Annotated in this window: 14 protein-coding genes, 4 pseudogenes, 1 riboswitch and 1 other annotated feature; of the genes and pseudogenes, 12 read left to right on the forward strand and 6 right to left on the reverse strand. The window is 55.2% G+C overall.

All coding sequences use genetic code 11. The features are described 5' to 3' along the window. Positions 1–68 precede the first annotated feature (68 nt). Genes CD000_RS01150 through CD000_RS01160 form a run of 3 tightly spaced genes read right to left on the reverse strand, consistent with a single transcriptional unit; the run spans position 69 to position 2,676 of the window. Positions 69–878 (reverse strand): ABC transporter permease, encoded by an 810-nt coding sequence (locus tag CD000_RS01150; protein WP_011232329.1) that lies wholly within the window; start codon positions 876–878, stop codon positions 69–71. Next, the gene (locus CD000_RS01155) at positions 862–1,653 is read right to left on the reverse strand and encodes an ABC transporter ATP-binding protein (protein ID WP_096224697.1); all 792 of its coding nucleotides are present in this window, start codon (positions 1,651–1,653) and stop codon (positions 862–864) included. The genes CD000_RS01150 and CD000_RS01155 overlap by 17 nt, the downstream gene beginning before the upstream one ends. Positions 1,654–1,671: 18 nt before the next feature. Next, the gene (locus CD000_RS01160; RefSeq protein WP_011232327.1) at positions 1,672–2,676 is read right to left on the reverse strand and encodes an ABC transporter substrate-binding protein; all 1,005 of its coding nucleotides are present in this window, start codon (positions 2,674–2,676) and stop codon (positions 1,672–1,674) included. A gap of 293 nt (positions 2,677–2,969) precedes the next feature. Here CD000_RS01160 and CD000_RS01165 point away from each other — a divergent pair. The 4 genes and pseudogenes from CD000_RS01165 to CD000_RS01185 form a co-directional block, all read left to right on the forward strand. After that, positions 2,970–3,470: pseudogene (locus CD000_RS01165) on the forward strand (alpha/beta hydrolase family protein); the annotation flags it as partial. Positions 3,471–3,859: 389 nt separating this feature from the next. Next, positions 3,860–4,156: pseudogene (locus tag CD000_RS01175) on the forward strand (alpha/beta hydrolase family protein); the annotation flags it as partial. Positions 4,157–4,248: 92 nt separating this feature from the next. Further along, on the forward strand, positions 4,249–4,491 hold the full coding sequence (locus tag CD000_RS01180; RefSeq protein WP_011232325.1) for a DUF2584 domain-containing protein: 243 nt from the start codon (positions 4,249–4,251) through the stop codon (positions 4,489–4,491). 280 nt (positions 4,492–4,771) lie between these two features. Then, the gene (locus CD000_RS01185; RefSeq protein ID WP_025039217.1) at positions 4,772–5,674 is read left to right on the forward strand and encodes an Rpn family recombination-promoting nuclease/putative transposase; all 903 of its coding nucleotides are present in this window, start codon (positions 4,772–4,774) and stop codon (positions 5,672–5,674) included. Between the two features lie 143 nt (positions 5,675–5,817). Here CD000_RS01185 and pckA read toward each other — a convergent pair whose 3' ends face one another. Beyond that, the gene (pckA, locus tag CD000_RS01190) at positions 5,818–7,404 is read right to left on the reverse strand and encodes a phosphoenolpyruvate carboxykinase (ATP) (protein WP_096224698.1); all 1,587 of its coding nucleotides are present in this window, start codon (positions 7,402–7,404) and stop codon (positions 5,818–5,820) included. Positions 7,405–7,622: 218 nt separating this feature from the next. Continuing rightward, a riboswitch (SAM riboswitch) is annotated at positions 7,623–7,737 on the forward strand. Between the two features lie 129 nt (positions 7,738–7,866). Here pckA and metK point away from each other — a divergent pair. Continuing rightward, complete coding sequence (metK, locus tag CD000_RS01195) at positions 7,867–9,078, forward strand: methionine adenosyltransferase (protein ID WP_013144420.1); 1,212 nt, start codon at positions 7,867–7,869, stop codon at positions 9,076–9,078. A gap of 22 nt (positions 9,079–9,100) precedes the next feature. Here metK and CD000_RS01200 read toward each other — a convergent pair whose 3' ends face one another. Beyond that, positions 9,101–9,649 carry a gamma carbonic anhydrase gene (locus CD000_RS01200; RefSeq protein ID WP_096224699.1) on the reverse strand — a complete coding sequence of 183 codons (549 nt, stop codon included), beginning with the start codon at positions 9,647–9,649 and terminating at the stop codon, positions 9,101–9,103. A gap of 338 nt (positions 9,650–9,987) precedes the next feature. On the opposite strand from CD000_RS01200, the gene CD000_RS01205 reads away from it, so the two are divergent. Then, entirely contained in the window at positions 9,988–11,097 is a 1,110-nt protein-coding gene (locus CD000_RS01205) for a tetraprenyl-beta-curcumene synthase family protein (protein WP_096224700.1), read from the forward strand. 47 nt (positions 11,098–11,144) lie between these two features. Here CD000_RS01205 and mnmM read toward each other — a convergent pair whose 3' ends face one another. Then, the gene (mnmM, locus tag CD000_RS01210; RefSeq protein ID WP_011232318.1) at positions 11,145–11,732 is read right to left on the reverse strand and encodes a tRNA 5-(aminomethyl)-2-thiouridylate-methyltransferase MnmM; all 588 of its coding nucleotides are present in this window, start codon (positions 11,730–11,732) and stop codon (positions 11,145–11,147) included. A 285-nt stretch (positions 11,733–12,017) separates the two neighbouring features. On the opposite strand from mnmM, the gene CD000_RS01215 reads away from it, so the two are divergent. The 6 genes and pseudogenes from CD000_RS01215 to CD000_RS01245 form a co-directional block, all read left to right on the forward strand. Then, a complete protein-coding gene (locus tag CD000_RS01215; protein WP_011232317.1) occupies positions 12,018–12,281 on the forward strand; it encodes a YtzC family protein in 264 nt (87 codons plus the stop codon). Between the two features lie 18 nt (positions 12,282–12,299). Beyond that, the gene (locus CD000_RS01220) at positions 12,300–12,464 is read left to right on the forward strand and encodes a hypothetical protein (RefSeq protein WP_011232316.1); all 165 of its coding nucleotides are present in this window, start codon (positions 12,300–12,302) and stop codon (positions 12,462–12,464) included. A gap of 210 nt (positions 12,465–12,674) precedes the next feature. After that, positions 12,675–13,109: pseudogene (locus CD000_RS01225) on the forward strand (MFS transporter); the annotation flags it as partial. A 154-nt stretch (positions 13,110–13,263) separates the two neighbouring features. Beyond that, positions 13,264–13,485, forward strand: a binding site (T-box leader). A gap of 75 nt (positions 13,486–13,560) precedes the next feature. Beyond that, on the forward strand, positions 13,561–15,978 hold the full coding sequence (gene leuS, locus CD000_RS01230) for a leucine--tRNA ligase (RefSeq protein ID WP_096224701.1): 2,418 nt from the start codon (positions 13,561–13,563) through the stop codon (positions 15,976–15,978). A gap of 57 nt (positions 15,979–16,035) precedes the next feature. Further along, positions 16,036–16,350 carry a rhodanese-like domain-containing protein gene (locus CD000_RS01235; RefSeq protein WP_013144427.1) on the forward strand — a complete coding sequence of 105 codons (315 nt, stop codon included), beginning with the start codon at positions 16,036–16,038 and terminating at the stop codon, positions 16,348–16,350. A gap of 536 nt (positions 16,351–16,886) precedes the next feature. Further along, a pseudogene (locus CD000_RS01245) lies at positions 16,887–17,756 on the forward strand (M4 family metallopeptidase); the annotation flags it as partial. Positions 17,757–18,251 lie beyond the last annotated feature (495 nt).

Raw genomic sequence — 18,251 nt, forward strand, 5'->3', positions numbered from 1 at the left:
GCGGATGCCGGCTCATTGGGACGACAGGAATGAAACGAGACGCCCGGCAACATTCGGCGGGCGTCCCGCTAGCGGCGGTTTCCCCATTTTTTCTCGATCAAGGCGACAAGCTGATACATAACGGTCGACAGCAAGGCGACGATGAGCAGGCTCATCAACACAAGCGTGAAGTTGAACACTTGGAAGCCGTAAATGATTAAATACCCAAGCCCTTGTTTCGAGACGAGAAACTCGCCGGTGATGACGCCGACCCAAGCGAGGCCGACGTTTACTTTCAACGTCGAAATGATCGCCGGGAACGACGCCGGCAGCACCGCCTCTTGAAAGCATTGGTAGCGGGTGGCGCCGAACGTCCGCAATACTTTCAAATAGTTCGGATCGACCTCTTGGAACGCCGAATAGACGACGATCGTCGTGATGATGATGGAGATGACGACGCCCATGGCGACAATCGACGTAAATCCCGGTCCAAGAGCGACGATCAAAATCGGCCCGAGGGCGACTTTTGGCATGGCGTTGAACACGACCAAATACGGATCAAGCGTCTTCGCCAGACGCGGAAACCACCAAAGAAGCGCGCCAATCAGCGCCCCGCCGGCTGTGCCGATGAAAAATCCAAGCAGGGTTTCAAACAGCGTCGCCCATGTATGGGCGAACAGGGAGTGGTCGCTCATTTTTTCGACAAACAGCTTGGCGATGGCGGATGGAGAGCTAAATAGAAGGGGATCGACCCAATGGAAGCGGCTTGCCGCTTCCCAGACGGCGAAAAAGGCGACAAGCAGCACCGTCTGCCAAAGGCGGATGATCCGCTGTTCTTTGCGCAAGACGGTGAGGTATTCTGTGTGCAGCGCTTCAATGCGTTCATTGGGCGGATTCAAGGGCCTCCATCTCCTTCCAAATGGATTGAAAGAGCGCCGGAAACGATGGCTGCTGGCGGGCGGCAAGCGGCGGGCGGCAGCGCAGTTCATCCGGGATGACAAACGTCCGCACCAGGCGGCCGGGGCGCGGCGAAAACAAGAAAATGCGGTCGCTCATGGCGATGGCTTCTTCGATGTCATGGGTGACGAGCACCGCTGTTTTTTCGTATTGTTTTAACGTCTTCCAAACGAGTTCTTCCAGTTTCAGCTTTGTTTGTTGATCGAGGGCGGAAAACGGTTCATCAAGCAAAAGCAGCTTCGGGTCGGTCGCCAACGTGCGCACGAGCGCCGCGCGCTGGCGCATGCCGCCGGACAGCTGGCTCGGGTAATACGACTCGACGCCGGCTAGGCCGATCTCCGCCAGCAGAGCGAGCGCTCGTTCTTTCGTGTCAGCGGTCAGCGTGTCGGTGATTTTCAACCCGAGAAGGATGTTTTCTTCGATCGTTTTCCACGGAAACAAATAGTCTTGCTGAAGCATGTAGCCGATCGCGCGCCGCGCCGTCGGCGCGGCCGTTCCGCTCGGCCAAATCGGTTGGCCTTCGATGTGGACCGCCCCTTCCGTCGGCTCAATCAGCCCAGCGATGATCGACAAAAGCGTCGTTTTGCCGCAGCCGCTTGGGCCGAGAAAGGAGACAAATTCTCCTTTCTCGACGGACAGCGACACGTCATCGAGCGCAGTGACAGCGGTCGTTTTCGTCAAATACGTATGCGAAAGGCGGTCGATCGAAAGAAACATGACGTTCACCCGCTTTCGTCAATCGTTCATCGCTTTTTTGGCAAACGACGAATCGACAAGCGTATTCAGGTCGATGCGCTTCGGCAGCTCGCCGGCTTCGGCCATAATGGTTTGCAAGTTGTTCCATTCTTCTTCATCCAAAATCGGATCGGTCGCATAGGTCCCTTGGCTTTTGTAGCGCTCAACCACTTTTTCGATGATGGCCGAGTCCGTGTCCTTAAAGTACGGTTGAATGGCTTTGGCAATTTCAGCTGCGCTGTGCGATTCGACCCATTGCTGCGCTTTGTAGATCGCGCGCGTAAATTTTTCAATCACGTCTTTGTTTTCGTTCATGTAGCTTCGTTTTGCCATATACGACGTGTACGGCACGCGCCCGGATTCGGTGCCGAATGAAGCGACGATATAGCCTTTCCCTTCTTGTTCAAAAATGCTCGCTGTTGGCTCAAACAGCTGGACGAAATCGCCGGTGCCGCTCGCAAAGGCGTTGGCGATATTGGCGAAATCGACGTTTTGAATGAGATGCAAATCGTTGTGCGGGTCAATGCCGTGTTTTTTCAGCACAAACTCGCCGACCATCTGCGGCATGCCGCCTTTCCGTTGGCCGAGGAACGTGCTTCCTTTCAACATCTCCCATGTAAAGTGGCCGATTTTTTTGCGCGAGACGAGAAACGTTCCGTCCGTCTGGGTCAGTTGGGCAAAGTTGATGACCGGGTCGTCCGTTCCTTGGCTGTAGACGTAAATCGACGTTTCCGAGCCGACAAGGGCGATGTCCGCGCCGCCGGAAAGCAGCGTCGTCATCGTTTTGTCGCCGCCCCATGTCGTCGTCAGTTCGACATCCAGCCCCTCTTCTTTAAAGAAGCCTTTTGCCAGGGCGACGTACTGTGGTGCGTAAAAAATCGAGTGCGTCACTTCGGCGAGCCGCACTTTTTGGAGCGGCTTTTCGCTTTGGCCCCCGTCATTCGTGCAGGCGGAAAGCGGCAAAAGCAGCAGAAGAGAGCATAACCATACGGCCCATTTTTTCATGTTCGTTACCCCCCTTGGTTCGCATGCGGTAAACCGTGGTTTCACCTTATCGTATGCACGCAGCCAAAATGTGTGAATGCCTAGAAAAAATGGGCGGTCGAACGAGAACGGGCGACGGTCGGGACGCTCCTCGCGCTCCAGGGCTTTTTCAAGCTGACGCTCGGCCAAGGGGCGGCATGCAAGAGCGGCGAGGCAGTCGGACATCCCCACTTGCCCTAATGAAAGAAGGCGTTGGGGGATGATGACGGGTGGTTCGCACATCATCTGTTTTCGCGTAGGAAGGAGGCAGGCGTATGGACGGGGACATCATCGACCAATACCGGTTTCCGTCGCCGCATCCGGGAATCGATGTGTTCTTTGTCACCTATATGTCCCAAGGGCTGAAGGTGAAAGGATTTTTAGCGGCGCCGAAGCGAAAAGGCGTTTATGACGGGTTTTTGTATTTGCGCGGCGGCATCAAAAACGTCGGGCAAGTGCGGGTGCCGCGCCTTGTCCAATTCGCTTCGCACGGGTTTATCGTCTTCGCTCCGCTCTATCGCGGCAATGGGGGCGGAGAAGGAAACGAAGATTTCGCCGGTGAAGACCGTTATGACGCGCTCGCTGGGTTTCATCTCCTTCGCCGCCATCCGCTCGTCCATCCCGGGCGCGTGCACGTGTTTGGCTTCTCGCGCGGCGGGGCGATGGCGCTCCATGCCGCCCTAATGGCCGAGGGGGTCTGTTCGGTGGCGGTCTGGGGAGGGGTGGCGGATATGGAGCTTACGTATTGGGAGCGGCCTGACTTGCGGCGGATGGTCGACTACCCCCACTTAGCTAACGCTTGAAGCGGGGGCTTGCAACTCCCCAGAAGTGCGAACGGACTTCGTCCTCCTTCCTTGACTTGGGGTTGCATCAGGGGCAGGTTGACGACTACCCAACGACATAGGTCATGCCTATATCGCTACCGAGTGGCTCGGCATGTCTGTAGGCAGTACTTGACTTCCACGCACAACAGACGGATGTACGCTCGATGTTTTACGGTTGCAACGTTTCCTGCAACCAACTCCCTACATCGAGTAACGGGGATTGGAGTGCCTTGATTCAACGGTTTTCTCCACATTCTTATTCTATCATATACAAAAGAAAGGAGGAAGGGCGATTCCTCCCCGACTTTCGCTCTCGCTTAGAAGTCGGGGTCTCCTCGCCAAAGATGATGAAGCGCGTCATCGGCGGGATGCCGAACAAATGCCCGGAGCGCTACCGGCACCGCACGCCGCTCTATCATCTGGAACGGCTCAAGGCCCCGGTGCTCATCATCCACGGCGAGCGCGATGAGAACGTCTCGATTGAGCACGCCTGGCGGCTGGAACGGCGGCTGAAGCAGCTCGGCAAACCGGTCACGGCTTGGTACTTCCCTGAGTTCACCCACTATTTTCCGCCGCAAGCCAATCGCGAGACGGTGCAAAGGCTCACGGAATGGATGAAACAACAGCCGACGATGTGATACGATACAACTAGAGGGGCGGCTGCGTGCGCCGCTCGGGTGGCGGCGCGGCCGCCAACGAATCGATGGGGTGCCAAGGAGGTTGGAATCATATGGGCATGCCGATGGAGCTGCAGACGGTCATTGTGACAAAAGGAAAGGAACAGCGCGTTCAAGGAAATGTGTTTGTGTTGAAAAAAGAAGGCTACCGCTTGTATCCGCTTGACGTGCCGCTTGAAGTGCGCCGGACGGTGCAAAGCGAAGCGAGCGGCGTCGCGGTCGTGAGAAAGCTCGAATGGGAAGACAGTCGGACGACGGTGACGTATGAGCTCGTCAGCCTGTATTCGACGAATTGAACGAGGCTGCACACCATGAAGCGGCTGAATGAGAGCTGAACGGGTTCATCGGACAGGAGCGCAAACGGAAGAACGGTTTGCGCTCTTGGCTCAAGTTTTTTCCGTCTATAGTTAACTTGTGGCGTCAGGCCGGTTCAGACAAGCATAAAAATAGCCTTTGCTTGAGGATTTCCTGTGCGACGTTTGATCATACCATAAAAAAAGTAGGGGGGAGGAGAAGGAGTTTGGCCGCGGAGAGCGAATATCATACGATGAATTCGATGCCGCAAGGAGGGGAAACGTGGCCAAACCGCGAATCGATCACGACCGGTTGTTCAAAGAGTTGCTGTCGACGTTTTTCGAAGAGTTTTTGCTTCTTTTCTTTCCCAACGTGTACGAGCACATCGACGTTCGCCACCTTTCTTTCCTCACAGAAGAACTGTTTACCGACGTGACGGCCGGAGAGAAGCATCGCGTCGACTTGTTGGTCGAAACGAAGATGAAGGGGGAGGAAGGGCTCATCATCGTCCATGTCGAACACCAAAGCTACGCACAGCGGACCTTCCCCGAGCGAATGTTCCTCTACTTCAGCCGCTTGTTTCAAAAATACCGCCGCCGCATTCTTCCGATCGCCATCTTCAGCTATGATGAACACCACGATGAACCTTCCTCATTGGTCGTCCAGTTTCCGTTTTTGACCGTTCTCGACTTCCGTTTTCTGACGGTGGAGCTGCGCAAACTGCCGTGGCGCGCGTACATCCGCCATGACAATCCCGTCGCCGCTGCCTTGTTAAGCAAAATGGGGTATAATGAAGAAGAAAAGGTCGAAGTGAAAAAAGAATTTTTGCGCATGCTCGTCCGCCTTGAGCTCGATGAGGCGAAACAGCGGCTGTTGTTCGGTTTTTTTGAAACGTATTTGCGGTTGTCCGAAGAGGAGGAAGTCAAACTGCGAAACGAGGTGAGCCAAATGGAAACGAAGGAAGCGAAGCAAGTGATGGAGCTCATCGTCTCGTACGAACAGCGGGGAATGGAAAAGGGAATTCAACAAGGAGTCAAACAAGGGATGAAGCAAGGGCGCCAAAAAGGGATTGAGGAAGGGAAGCTCGACGTGGTGAAGAGAATGCTGGCGAAAGGGTACGATGTCGACACGATCCACGAACTGACCGGGCTGCCGGTTGAGAAGATCGAACGGGTGAAGGGGTAAGCAGAGCAGACTCTTCGCCGTCGAGCCTCACATTGTCGTCGACCCCCAATCGTGCAAAAACCCCGGGGGATCGACGACAATCATTTTATGCGTTCGAAAAAACAGCCGGACAGGGAACGGTTCCCTGTCCGGCTGGGTTCTTGTTAAACGAGCGGTCCGCCGAGTTTTTCGATCGTCGGGTCGATATGGGCGAACTTTCGGAAGTTGGCGCGGAACTTTTGCGCCAGCTCTTTTGCTTTTTGTTCGTATGCTTGTTTGTCAGCCCATGTGTTTTGCGGCTGCAGGACGTCATCCGGCACGCCGGGGACGTGGGTTGGGATAGCGAGGCCGAAAATCGGGTCTTGCACCGTTTCGACGTTGTCCAGCTCCCCTTCGACGGCGGCTTGCACCATCGCCCGGGTGTAGGCGAGCTTCATGCGGCTGCCGACGCCGTACGGTCCCCCTGTCCAGCCGGTGTTGACCAAAAAGACGCGGACGTTGTGTTCGGCGATTTTTTGCCCGAGCATTTCCGCGTATTCGACGGCCGGGCGCGGCAAAAACGGTGCGCCAAAGCACGTTGAGAACGTTGCTTCCGGTTCGGTGACGCCGCGTTCGGTGCCGGCGAGTTTGCTTGTGTAGCCGCTTAAGAAATGGTACATCGCCTGTTCACGCGTCAGCTTGCTGATTGGCGGCAGGACGCCGAACGCATCAGCCGTCAAAAACACGATCGTGGACGGATGGCCGGCGACGCTTGGGTCGATGATGTTTTTGATCGCCTGAAGCGGGTAGGAGGCGCGCGTGTTTTCCGTCAGCGTGCCGTCGTCGTAATTCGGCACCCGCGTCGCGTCGTCGAGGACGACGTTTTCGAGCACCGCGCCGAAGCCGATGGCGTCAAAAATTTGCGGCTCTTTCTCGCGCGATAGGTTGATGCATTTCGCATAGCAGCCGCCTTCGATGTTGAAAATGCCGCGGTTTGACCAGCCGTGCTCATCATCGCCGATCAAGCGGCGGTTCGGGTCGGTCGAGAGCGTCGTTTTTCCCGTTCCCGACAAGCCGAAAAAGAGGGCGACGTCGCCTTCCTGGCCGACGTTGGCCGAGCAGTGCATCGGCAGGATGCCTTGTTCCGGCAGCAAATAGTTCATCACCGAGAAAATCGATTTTTTCATTTCGCCGGCATACTCGGTGCCGCCGATCAACACGGTGCGCCGTTCAAACGAGATGATGATGAACGCTTCCGAGCGCGTGCCGTCAACTTTCGGGTCGGCTTTAAAGTTCGGCGCGCAAATGACGGTGAATTGCGGCTCGTGCGCGGCGAGCTCTGCGGCGCTCGGCCGAATGAACAGCTGATGGACGAACAAGTTGTGCCAGGCGAATTCGTTGACGACTTGAATCGGCAGCCGGTATTTCGGATCGGCGCCGGCAAAGCCTTTAAACACGAACAGTTCATCTTTCTTCATTAAATAGTCGAGCACTTTGTCGTACAGTTTATCAAACGTCTCCGGAGACATCGGCTGGTTGACCGCGCCCCAGTCGATCGTTTGCTTCGTTGACGGTTCTTCGACGATGTATTTGTCTTTCGGCGACCGCCCTGTGTACTTGCCGGTTGTCACCGCGACGGCTCCGGTGTGCGTCAGCCGTCCTTCGTTCCGTTGCAGGACTTTCTCAACGAGCTCGGCGACGGACAGTTGATGATGCACGTACGGTTTTTGCAGCAATAAATCAAGCTTATTCGTCATGTTTGCGATCCCCATATTCAAAACCTGCCTTCTTTTTGTAATCACTCTTGAAAATAGTATAACACATTTTTATTAATAGTCCATACTAATTGTGTGGGTTTTTCAAACTTTATTTTGCCCAATGTGTCGATTTCCTTGAGGAAAGAATTTTCGCGGCTGGAAATGATAAAAAATGAATTTTGATAGTTGACTTTGCCGATTCCGTTGCGATAAGATAAGTCATTGAACGGATACTCTTATCCCGAGCCGGTGGAGGGACAGGCCCGATGAAGCCCAGCAACCGTCACAACTGTACATGTGTGAAATGGTGCTAACCTGTGGCAAGGCGCAGTCCTTGAACGATAAGAGTGAAAGGAAGCAATACGATTGCCATGACCTTTCCTCAGCCGTTACAGGAAAGGTTTTTTATATTGCGAAGGGAAAAAGGGAAATGAGTTCCGTGTCGCCACATTATGCCAAGAGGAGGAAACAAACCGAATGTCAGCCAAACGCCGCTTGTTTACTTCAGAGTCTGTGACGGAAGGACATCCGGATAAAATTTGCGACCAAATTTCTGACGCCATTTTGGATGCCATTTTGGAAAAAGATCCAAACGCCCGCGTCGCCTGCGAAACGAGCGTCACGACCGGGCTGGTGCTCGTGAGCGGGGAAATCACGACATCAACATACGTGGACATTCCGCGCATCGTCCGCGATACGGTTCGGGAGATCGGCTACACGCGCGCCAAATACGGATTTGACGCTGATACGTGCGCGGTGCTGACGTCGATTGACGAACAATCGCCGGACATTGCGATGGGGGTGGACCGGGCGCTCGAGGCGCGCGAAGGTCAGATGACTGACGAGGAAATTGAAGCGATCGGCGCCGGCGACCAAGGATTGATGTTTGGGTTCGCCTGCAATGAGACGGAAGAATTGATGCCGCTGCCGATTTCGCTTGCGCACCGCTTGGCGCGCCGATTGGCGGAAGTGCGCAAAACGGACGTCTTGCCGTACTTGCGGCCGGACGGAAAAACGCAAGTGACGATCGAATACGATGAAAACGGCAAACCGGTGCGCGTCGATACGATCGTCGTTTCCGCGCAGCACCATCCGGAAATTACGCAAGAGCAAATCCAGCGCGACATTAAAGAGCAGGTCATCAAGCCGGTCGTGCCCGCGGAGCTGCTTGATGAGAACACGAAATATTTCATCAACCCGACAGGACGGTTTGTCATCGGCGGTCCGCAAGGGGATGCTGGGTTGACGGGGCGCAAAATCATCGTCGATACGTACGGCGGCTACGCCCGCCACGGCGGTGGCGCGTTCTCGGGCAAAGATCCGACGAAAGTCGACCGCTCGGCAGCGTATGCGGCCCGCTATGTCGCGAAAAACATCGTCGCGGCAGGACTGGCCGACAAATGCGAAGTGCAGCTTGCCTACGCGATCGGCGTCGCCCGCCCAGTTTCGATTTCGATCGATACGTTCGGCACCGGCAAAGTGTCGGAAGACATTTTGATTGAAGTCGTGCGCAACAACTTCGATCTCCGCCCAGCGGGCATCATCAAAATGCTCGACCTTCGCCGCCCGATTTACAAACAGACGGCTGCTTACGGCCATTTTGGGCGTACGGACATCGACCTGCCGTGGGAGCGCACCGACAAAGCCGCCTTGTTGAAAGAACAAGCGCTGGCGTTGGCGGACAAGTGATGAAAGAAAAAGAGCTGCCTGATCACGGCAGCTCTTTTTTGTCGGCGCACGATGTCCGCTGTTGCTGCAGCGCTTTGTAATACTGCCCTTTCTCGACATATTCGCGGCGGATGCGCTCCATTTCGCGGATATCGTCTTCCGTCAGTTCGCGGACGACTTTCGCCGGCCGGCCGAGGGCGAGCGTGTTGGGCGGAATTTTTTTGCCCGGCGGCACTAAACTGCCGGCGCCGATAAACGCGCCTTCCCCGATTTCCGCGCGGTCCAAAATGATTGAGCCCATGCCGATGAGCGCGTTTTTGCGAACGATGGCGCTGTGCAAAATGACTTGATGGCCGACTGTCACCCCGTCCTCAATGATAAGCGGATTGTTTGGACTTTGATGCAAAATTGAGTTATCCTGAATATTGACCCGGTTGCCAATCACCGTTGGCGCCACATCGCCGCGAATGACGGTATTGAACCAAATGCTTGTCTCTTCGCCGATCACGACATCGCCGGTGATCGTCACATAGTCGGCGATAAAGGCGGAGGCGGCAATTTTCGGCGTTTTGCCTTTGTATGGGTAAATCATGGGCGTTCGTTCCTTTCTGTTGCAAAATCGATCGTTCACCATGTATTGTACAACGCTGCGTCCAAATCGCCAACGAAAGCGAGCGCGCCTAATCGGGATTGGTGAAAAACGTTTCGTTTCGCCCGATGAGTGGTTGGGATCGGGGAAGAAGATCCGATTTCACAAAGCTTCTCAACGTGAGAAGAACCGTTGTTGAGCGGCTTTTTCATTCCGTCGCCAACCCTTTTATGGTTTGCCCCAGCCGCATTGATGGCAATACTGGAAGACGAGATCGCAAGCTGTTCAGACGCGAAACAATTTTGGTTGCCGATAAGATGGAAATGCTAGGAGACGAGACCATGGTGTTTGCACCTGAGGTGAGTCGATTGAACATTCCGAAAAACCCCATCGCCTTGATGAAAATGGTGTATCGTGACGTGCTTCCGCTTGTCCACCGCGAGCTTGCCTATTGGCGGCGCCAGGCCGAGCGCATTCCCGACCCGGAATTGCGGCGCCAGGCGCTCGCGAGCATCGCTTCGAAAACGTTCCATTGCGAAGGCGGCTCCATTTTGGCGCTCTTGGCCGGAGAAAACATGGAGGATTGCATCCGCTTTATCGTTGCTTACCAGACGATCAGCGATTATTTGGATAATTTGTGCGACCGCAGCACCTCGCTCGATCCGCTCGACTTTCGCGCCTTGCACGATTCGATGCCGGACGCTTTGACGATCGGCGCGGAGCCGTCGAACTATTACCGCCATCGCCGCGAACAGGAAGACGGCGGCTATTTGCCGGCGCTTGTCCGCACGTGCCAAGAGGTGCTCAAGACGGTGCGCCATTATGAGACGATCGCCCCATTTTTGCATGAATTGGCCGGATATTATTGCGACTTGCAAGTGCATAAACATGTTGAAGCGAGCGAGCGGGTGCCGCGGCTGGAGAAATGGTTCGCGCAATACAAAGACGCCTTGCCGCCGATGGAGTGGTATGAGTTTTCCGCCTGCTCCGGTTCGACGCTCGGCTTTTTCTGCCTCGTCGCCTATGCGTTTGGCGAATCGCTGCCGCCGGAGATGGCGAGACAAGTGCGCGACGGTTATTTTCCGTACATTCAAGGACTGCACATTTTGCTCGACTATTTGATCGATCAGGAGGAAGACCGGGACGGCGGCGATTTAAACTTTTGCTTTTACTATCCGAATGAAACGGTGATGCTTGAGCGGCTTTGCCATTTCATCGAAGAGGCCGACCGCCATGTCGGCGCCCTTCCGCACGGCGAGTTTCACCGCCTTATTCACCGAGGGCTTCTTGGATTGTATTTGTCGGATGCCAAGGTGAAAAAGCAACGCGGGCTGCGCCGGCTGGCGCGCCGGCTCGTCCGCGCCGGCGGGGCGGCGTCGCAGTTTTTCTATTGGAACGGAAAAGCATACCGCTTTTGGCAGGAGCGGCAAAAACGGCTGTCCTTTTCATAAGGGCGGCCGTTTGCTTGTATTGGCAAAAGGGGCGGGATCCGATTGATTCAGGCGCCCTTATCCGCCCGGGTTTCGAGCGCGAGCAAAAACGGCGGGTTGTTTTGCCGATTGATGAATTCGTATTTCAAGGCATGGACGCGCCGTTGATCAAGAGAGCGGACGTAATCAAGGAGCGCGTCGCGTTCGCGCTTTCCTTCCGGATGGCCGTGGTAGACGACAAGAACGATGACGCCGCCCGGCTTCATGACGGAAAGCAACTGGCGGACCGCTTCGATCGTCGATTCCGGCTGGGTGACGATTTGCTTATTGCCGCCCGGCAAATAGCCGAGGTTGAACACCGCGCCGGCGATGCGCCCGTGTACATCGGCGGGAAGCGCCTCAAGCAGTTCACTATGGCTTCGCTCGAACAACGTCGCCCGCCCGCATAGCCCATGTTTCGCGAGGCGGGCGGAAGCGGCGGTGATGGCCTCAGACTGAATGTCAAAGCCGAACACATGGCCGAAATCCCCGACGCGTTGGGCCAAATACACGGTGTCGTGCCCGTTGCCGACGGTCGCGTCGACGGCGATGTCGCCTTCGTTGACTGCTTGATCAAGCAAAAAGCGGGCAAACGGCAAAATGTTCATCAAAGCCATCGGTTGTCCCCTCCTTGTGATCGTTTCATCGTTTACGTTGGCAGGCGTGGCGTTGCGCCAAAGTGTCGGATGCCATCGCTTTTCCCCTAAACTTTCCATCCTCTGCGCCGGCGTGACAGAAAACCTTGAGCTGACCGACATTGATCGAGCTGAACGAAGATCCTCACGTCGGCATTGTAACAAAAACTTCATGGAAAATCGACCGCTGCCAATCATTGGCGTGATACGGCCGGCCTATGCGGCGCATAGTAAACATGAGGGAATATCACGAAACGAGGTGAGCGCATGGCGACAAGACAATCCGTTGAGGAATTTTTGCAGCGGTGTGAAGATGTGATCCGCTACGCGAAAGAGCAATATACGGAAGCGCAAAAGCAGGAGCATTACAACATCACCGAATACACCAACGCCCAGCAGATGCTCGAGCAGACGGTCATCGATTTAGCGCACTTGGCGCGAAGCTGCAACGCCCAGCAGCGCGAGCAGCTGCATCGGATGCGGCTCCAACTGGAGCAATTGCAAAATGACATGATTTTGCTTGACCGCTGAAACGAGGAGGAACACGACATGAAGCGACGCTTGAAACAAACGAATCCGGAACAAAAAACACGCAACGGCCAAAACAATAACGATTTGGAGCTTGGTCAAGACTTTGACCCGGTGAAGCTGGCGAAAAAGCAATACGAGGAAACGGGCGGCCAACCGATCCGCTCCAAGCAGCGGAACGGGTGACGACAAGCCAAAGGGGCGGAAGCCGCTCCGTCTTGTTCTTCTTTTCGCGCAGGAGCCCCGCTTCAAAAGCCATTGTTTCCGTGGGGAGTTAGTTTGGCAAAAAAGTGGCGGACGCATCGGAACGCTCCGCCTTTTTGATTGCATTTTTTCCTGTTTTCCCCTACAATTATTTCGGAACTCAAAATAAAAACCAGAAAAGGATGATGACCGATGCCCCGCGCTCTTTGGTGGCTGCTTGTCGGCATGGCGCTCAATGTGACAGGGGCGTCGTTTCTATGGCCGCTAAACACGATCTATTTGCACGAACAGCTCGGTCAGCCGCTCGCTGTCGCTGGTGTCGTGCTCATGCTCAACTCTGGGGGAAGCGTCATCGGCAGCTTGGCCGGCGGCTTTTTGTTTGACCGGATCGGCGGGTTTCGCGTTTTGTTGGCCGGAGCGGTGTTGACGATGGCCGCGCTCGGCGGCTTAAGCGTTTGGCACGGTTGGCCGCATTATGCGGTGTTTTTGGCGTTTGTCGGCGTTGGCAGCGGCGTCGTCTTTCCGGCGGCGTCGGCGTACGCCGGGGCGATTTGGCCGGAAGGGGGGCGGCGGGCGTTCAACGCCTTGTATGTCGCGCAAAACATCGGCGTCGCCGTCGGGTCGGCGCATGATCGTCGGCTCCCGAAGCGGACGGAGAACGCGGATGAAAAAACCGCGGCTTCCGTATAGATTTCGGCTTGCAATTGATCGACAAATTTTTTAAAATAATAATAAATTTGTCATTCTGTCCACTCATCGGTCGATTCATGTGCGAATAAGGCGAATAACGGTGAAGAGGAGCAGTAGCGGGCCCGACGGACGGCAGAGAGTTGACGGATGGTGCGAGTCAACCGAAGTCGGCTCGTGAACTCGCCTCGGAGTTGCCGGCGTGAACGGTCATCGACAGCGCCGGCCGTCCATCCGCGTTAAGGAAGAAAGCGGGTGCGCCGTTTGGCGCGCCAAAAAGGGTGGTACCGCGGGAAGCGCGCCTCTCGTCCCTTTGCTGTGGGGATGGGGGGTTTTTTTGTACATATTTTCGTCAATGATGCAAGTAGAACTTGATAGGAGGAGTGCTGAGATGAGCTTCAACCACCGCGAAATTGAACAAAAATGGCAGGACTATTGGGAGAAAAACAAAACGTTCCGCACGCCCGATGATGATGACAAGCCGAAGTTTTACGTTCTCGACATGTTCCCGTATCCATCCGGCGCCGGCTTGCACGTCGGCCATCCGGAAGGATATACGGCGACCGATATTTTGGCGCGCATGAAGCGGATGCAAGGGTACAACGTCCTTCACCCGATGGGCTGGGACGCGTTCGGGCTGCCGGCCGAGCAATATGCGCTCGATACCGGCAACGACCCGGCGGAGTTTACGCAAAAAAACATCGACAATTTCCGCCGGCAAATCAAATCGCTTGGCTTTTCGTACGACTGGGACCGGGAGATCAATACGACCGACCCGAACTATTACAAATGGACGCAATGGATTTTCTTGAAGCTGTATGAAAAAGGGCTCGCCTACATGGATGAAGTGCCGGTCAACTGGTGCCCGGCGCTCGGCACGGTGCTGGCGAACGAAGAGGTGATCAACGGCCGGAGCGAGCGCGGCGGGCATCCGGTCATCCGCAAGCCGATGCGGCAATGGATGCTGAAAATCACCGCCTATGCCGACCGCTTGCTTGAAGATTTGGAAGAGCTCGACTGGCCGGAAAGCATTAAAGAGATGCAGCGCAACTGGATTGGCCGTTCGGAAGGAGCGGAAATCGAGTTTGCCGTCCACGGCCATGACGAAACATTCACCGTGTTCACGACGCGTCCGGATACGCTGTTTGGCGCGACGTACACCGTCTTGGCGCCGGAGCATCCGCTCGTTGAAAAAATCACGACGCCGGAGCAAAAGCCAGCCGTTGACGCCTACTTAAAGGAAATTCAAAGCAAAAGCGACCTTGAGCGCACCGATTTGGCGAAAGAAAAAACGGGCGTGTTCACCGGCGCGTACGCCATTCACCCGGTCACCGGCGATCGGCTTCCGATTTGGATCGCTGACTACGTCTTGATGAGCTACGGCACCGGAGCGATCATGGCCGTGCCGGCGCACGATGAGCGCGACTACGAGTTTGCGAAAAAATTCCACTTGCCGATGAAAGAAGTCGTCGCCGGCGGGAATATCGAAAAGGAAGCGTACACCGGAGATGGTGAGCATATCAACTCCGAGTTTTTGAACGGCTTGAACAAGCAGGAAGCGATCGACAAAATGATCGCCTGGCTTGAGGAGCATGGCAAAGGGCGGAAAAAAGTGTCGTACCGGCTGCGCGACTGGCTGTTCAGCCGCCAGCGCTACTGGGGCGAGCCGATTCCGATCATCCATTGGGAAGACGGCACGATGACGCCGGTGCCGGAAGAGGAATTGCCGCTTGTGTTGCCGAAAACGGATGAAATCCGTCCGTCGGGAACGGGCGAGTCGCCGCTGGCCAACATCGAAGAATGGGTCAATGTTGTCGACCCGAAAACCGGGAAAAAAGGGCGGCGCGAAACGAACACGATGCCGCAATGGGCTGGAAGCTGCTGGTATTATTTGCGCTACATCGACCCGCACAACGACAAGCAGCTCGCCGATCCAGAAAAGCTGAAAAAGTGGCTGCCGGTCGATGTTTACATCGGCGGGGCGGAGCACGCGGTTTTGCATTTGCTTTATGCCCGCTTCTGGCATAAGTTTCTCTATGACCTTGGCATCGTGCCGACGAAAGAACCGTTCCAAAAGCTGTTCAACCAAGGGATGATTTTAGGCGAAAACAACGAAAAAATGAGCAAATCAAAAGGCAATGTCGTCAACCCGGACGACATCATCGAAAGCCATGGGGCCGACACCTTGCGGCTGTATGAAATGTTCATGGGGCCGCTTGAGGCGTCGATCGCTTGGTCGACGAAAGGGCTTGACGGTGCGCGGCGCTTTCTCGACCGCGTCTGGAGGCTCTTTGTCACCGAGAATGGCGAACTGAACCCGAACATTGTCGACGAACCGGCAAACGATACGCTCGAGCGCATCTATCACCAAACGGTGAAAAAAGTGACGGAAGACTACGAATCCTTGCGCTTTAACACCGCCATTTCGCAGCTTATGGTGTTCATCAACGAAGCGTACAAAGCGGAGCAAATGAAAAAAGAATACATGGAAGGCTTCGTCAAGCTCTTGTCGCCGGTCTGCCCGCACATCGGCGAGGAGCTGTGGCAAAAGCTTGGCCACACGGACACGATCGCCTATGAACCGTGGCCGACGTATGATGAAACGAAGCTTGTGGAAGACGTCGTGGAAATCGTCGTGCAAATCAACGGCAAAGTGCGGTCGCGCTTGCACGTGCCAGTTGACTTGCCAAAAGAAGCGCTCGAGGAGCGGGCGCTCGCCGATGAAAAAATCAAAGAGCAGCTTGAGGGCAAAACCGTGCGCAAAGTGATCGCCGTCCCCGGCAAGCTCGTCAATATCGTCGCCAACTGATGATGAGGGCGGGCTTCGGCCCGCTCCCTATCCACCAACGAAAGGGGTCGATCTGCCATGGAAGAGATCAAGGAAATCACGCCGGCTGAAGTGAAAGAAAAACTCGAACGCGGGGAAAAGCTGAACATTGTCGATGTGCGCGAAGACGAGGAAGTCGCCCTCGGCATGATCCCCGGCGCCAAACATATTAAAATGGGCGACATCCCCGATCGGCTTGAGGAATTCGACCGCAACGAAGAATATATTTTCGTCTGCCGCTCCGGACGGCGGAGCGAAAACGTCTGCCGCTACTTGCAAGAGCTTGGCTATCGCGTCCGCAACATGACGGGCGGCATGCTCGAGTGGGAAGGCGAAACAGTGCCGAAGCGATAAGCGCTTCCGGCTCAAAGAACAGGGCATGGCGGCGGGCCGTCATCCAAGTGATCCCGTTTTTGTCGAGACCAAAACGACGGAACGTGTCAGCGGATGGGAAATGGATCCATCCGAACGGCCCCGTTCAGTCAAGAGGCAGAGGAATGGCTGGCTGCCGCGGGCCTTTTCATGCGTCGGCGGCTTGCGCTTCCCCGGTCCGCTTGCGGGGTAGGAGCGAAAAAGCGTCCCAGCTTTTTGGGGCGCTTTTTCCATTTTGTTTTAGTACCAAAGTGTGATGCAAGAAAAAAAAGTATTGGAAGTTTTTTGGGCTTTTATATTATTGTCAAGAAAAATATGACGACGCCTTGCATTGTTATCAAAAGGCAGAAGAGTTGTTGAAGGGGGAATGGAAAACGAGCGGGGAGGAGGCCGATTTGGCTTACTTGTCGGCGCTTGCATAAAGATCAATCGTTTTTTCGCTTGGCAGCTTCGCTGTCGGTCGTGTTTCACTTTGGCTGTTTTGTCGCAGGCCGACGTATTCCTCGTATTATGGCTACTACTATTTGCAAGACAATACGCGCGGCAGCGGCATTTTTACGTATGACGGACGAAACCGCACCGTTTTGCCCGGCAGCTTATGGGCCGATGTCGACAACCAATTTTTCGCCAGCTATGACGCGGCGGCCGTGGACGCCCATTATTACGCCGGTGTCGTGTATGATTACTACAAAAATGTGCACGGCCGGCTGAGCTATGACGGCAGCAACGCCGCCATCCGTTCGACCGTCCATTACGGCCGCGGCTACAACAACGCGTTTTGGAACGGTTCGCAAATGGTGTACGGCGATGGCGACGGACAGACGTTTTTGCCGTTTTCCGGCGGCATTGACGTCGTTGGGCATGAGCTGACCCATGCGGTGACGGATTATACGGCCGGGCTTGTTTACCAAAACGAATCCGGCGCCATCAATGAAGCGATGTCCGATATTTTCGGCACGCTCGTGGAGTTCTACGCCAACCGCAACCCGGACTGGGAGATCGGCGAAGACATTTACACGCCGGGAATTGCCGGCGACGCGCTTCGCTCCATGTCGGATCCGGCGAAATACGGCGATCCGGATCATTATTCCAAACGGTACACCGGCACACAAGACAATGGAGGAGTCCATACAAACAGCGGCATCATCAATAAAGCGGCGTACTTGCTCAGCCAAGGCGGCGTCCATTACGGCGTAAGCGTCACCGGCATTGGCCGCGACAAAATGGGGAAAATTTTCTACCGGGCGCTTGTCTACTATTTGACGCCGACGTCGAACTTCAGCCAGCTGCGCGCCGCCTGCGTGCAAGCGGCCGCTGATTTGTACGGGTCGACAAGCCAAGAAGTCAACTCGGTGAAACAGGCGTTCAATGCGGTTGGAGTGTATTAAGACGAGTCAACTACCCCCACTTAGCTAACGCTTGAAGCGGGGGCTTGCAACTCCCCAGAAGTGCGAACGGACTTCGTCCTCCTTCCTTGACTTGGGGTTGCATCAGGGGCAGGTTGACGACTACCCAACGACATAGGTCATGCCTATATCGCTACCGAGTGGCTCGGCATGTCTGTAGGCAGTACTTGACTTCCACGCACAACAGACGGATGTACGCTCGATGTTTTACGGTTGCAACGTTTCCTGCAACCAACTCCCTACATCGAGTAACGGGGATTGGAGTGCCTTGATTCAACGGTTTTCTCCACATTCTTATTCTATCATATACAAAAGAAAGGAGGAAGGGCGATTCCTCCCCGACTTTCGCTCTCGCTTAGAAGTCGGGGTCTCCTCGCCAAAGATGATGAAGTTTCTGACGTCACGCGTCCCGCTGTTCGAGGGCGCGTGACGCCTTTTGTGGGCAGGATTTTCCCTAAATGCGTGGAAAAGGAAAAA

The organism is Geobacillus sp. FJAT-46040 (assembly GCF_002335725.1).
Lineage (GTDB): Bacteria > Bacillota > Bacilli > Bacillales > Anoxybacillaceae > Geobacillus > Geobacillus thermoleovorans.

What these genes read in the sequence shown, in the direction of transcription:
- CD000_RS01155 (WP_096224697.1), bottom strand. Translation starts at nt 1,653, where the DNA reads ATGTTTCTTTCGATCGACCGCCTTTCGCATACGTATTTGACGAAAACG.
- CD000_RS01160 (WP_011232327.1), bottom strand. Translation starts at nt 2,676, where the DNA reads ATGAAAAAATGGGCCGTATGGTTATGCTCTCTTCTGCTGCTTTTGCCG.
- CD000_RS01180 (WP_011232325.1), top strand. Translation starts at nt 4,249, where the DNA reads ATGGGCATGCCGATGGAGCTGCAGACGGTCATTGTGACAAAAGGAAAG.
- pckA (WP_096224698.1), bottom strand. Translation starts at nt 7,404, where the DNA reads ATGGGGATCGCAAACATGACGAATAAGCTTGATTTATTGCTGCAAAAA.
- metK (WP_013144420.1), top strand. Translation starts at nt 7,867, where the DNA reads ATGTCAGCCAAACGCCGCTTGTTTACTTCAGAGTCTGTGACGGAAGGA.
- CD000_RS01200 (WP_096224699.1), bottom strand. Translation starts at nt 9,649, where the DNA reads ATGATTTACCCATACAAAGGCAAAACGCCGAAAATTGCCGCCTCCGCC.
- CD000_RS01205 (WP_096224700.1), top strand. Translation starts at nt 9,988, where the DNA reads ATGGTGTTTGCACCTGAGGTGAGTCGATTGAACATTCCGAAAAACCCC.
- mnmM (WP_011232318.1), bottom strand. Translation starts at nt 11,732, where the DNA reads ATGGCTTTGATGAACATTTTGCCGTTTGCCCGCTTTTTGCTTGATCAA.
- CD000_RS01215 (WP_011232317.1), top strand. Translation starts at nt 12,018, where the DNA reads ATGGCGACAAGACAATCCGTTGAGGAATTTTTGCAGCGGTGTGAAGAT.
- CD000_RS01220 (WP_011232316.1), top strand. Translation starts at nt 12,300, where the DNA reads ATGAAGCGACGCTTGAAACAAACGAATCCGGAACAAAAAACACGCAAC.
- leuS (WP_096224701.1), top strand. Translation starts at nt 13,561, where the DNA reads ATGAGCTTCAACCACCGCGAAATTGAACAAAAATGGCAGGACTATTGG.
- CD000_RS01235 (WP_013144427.1), top strand. Translation starts at nt 16,036, where the DNA reads ATGGAAGAGATCAAGGAAATCACGCCGGCTGAAGTGAAAGAAAAACTC.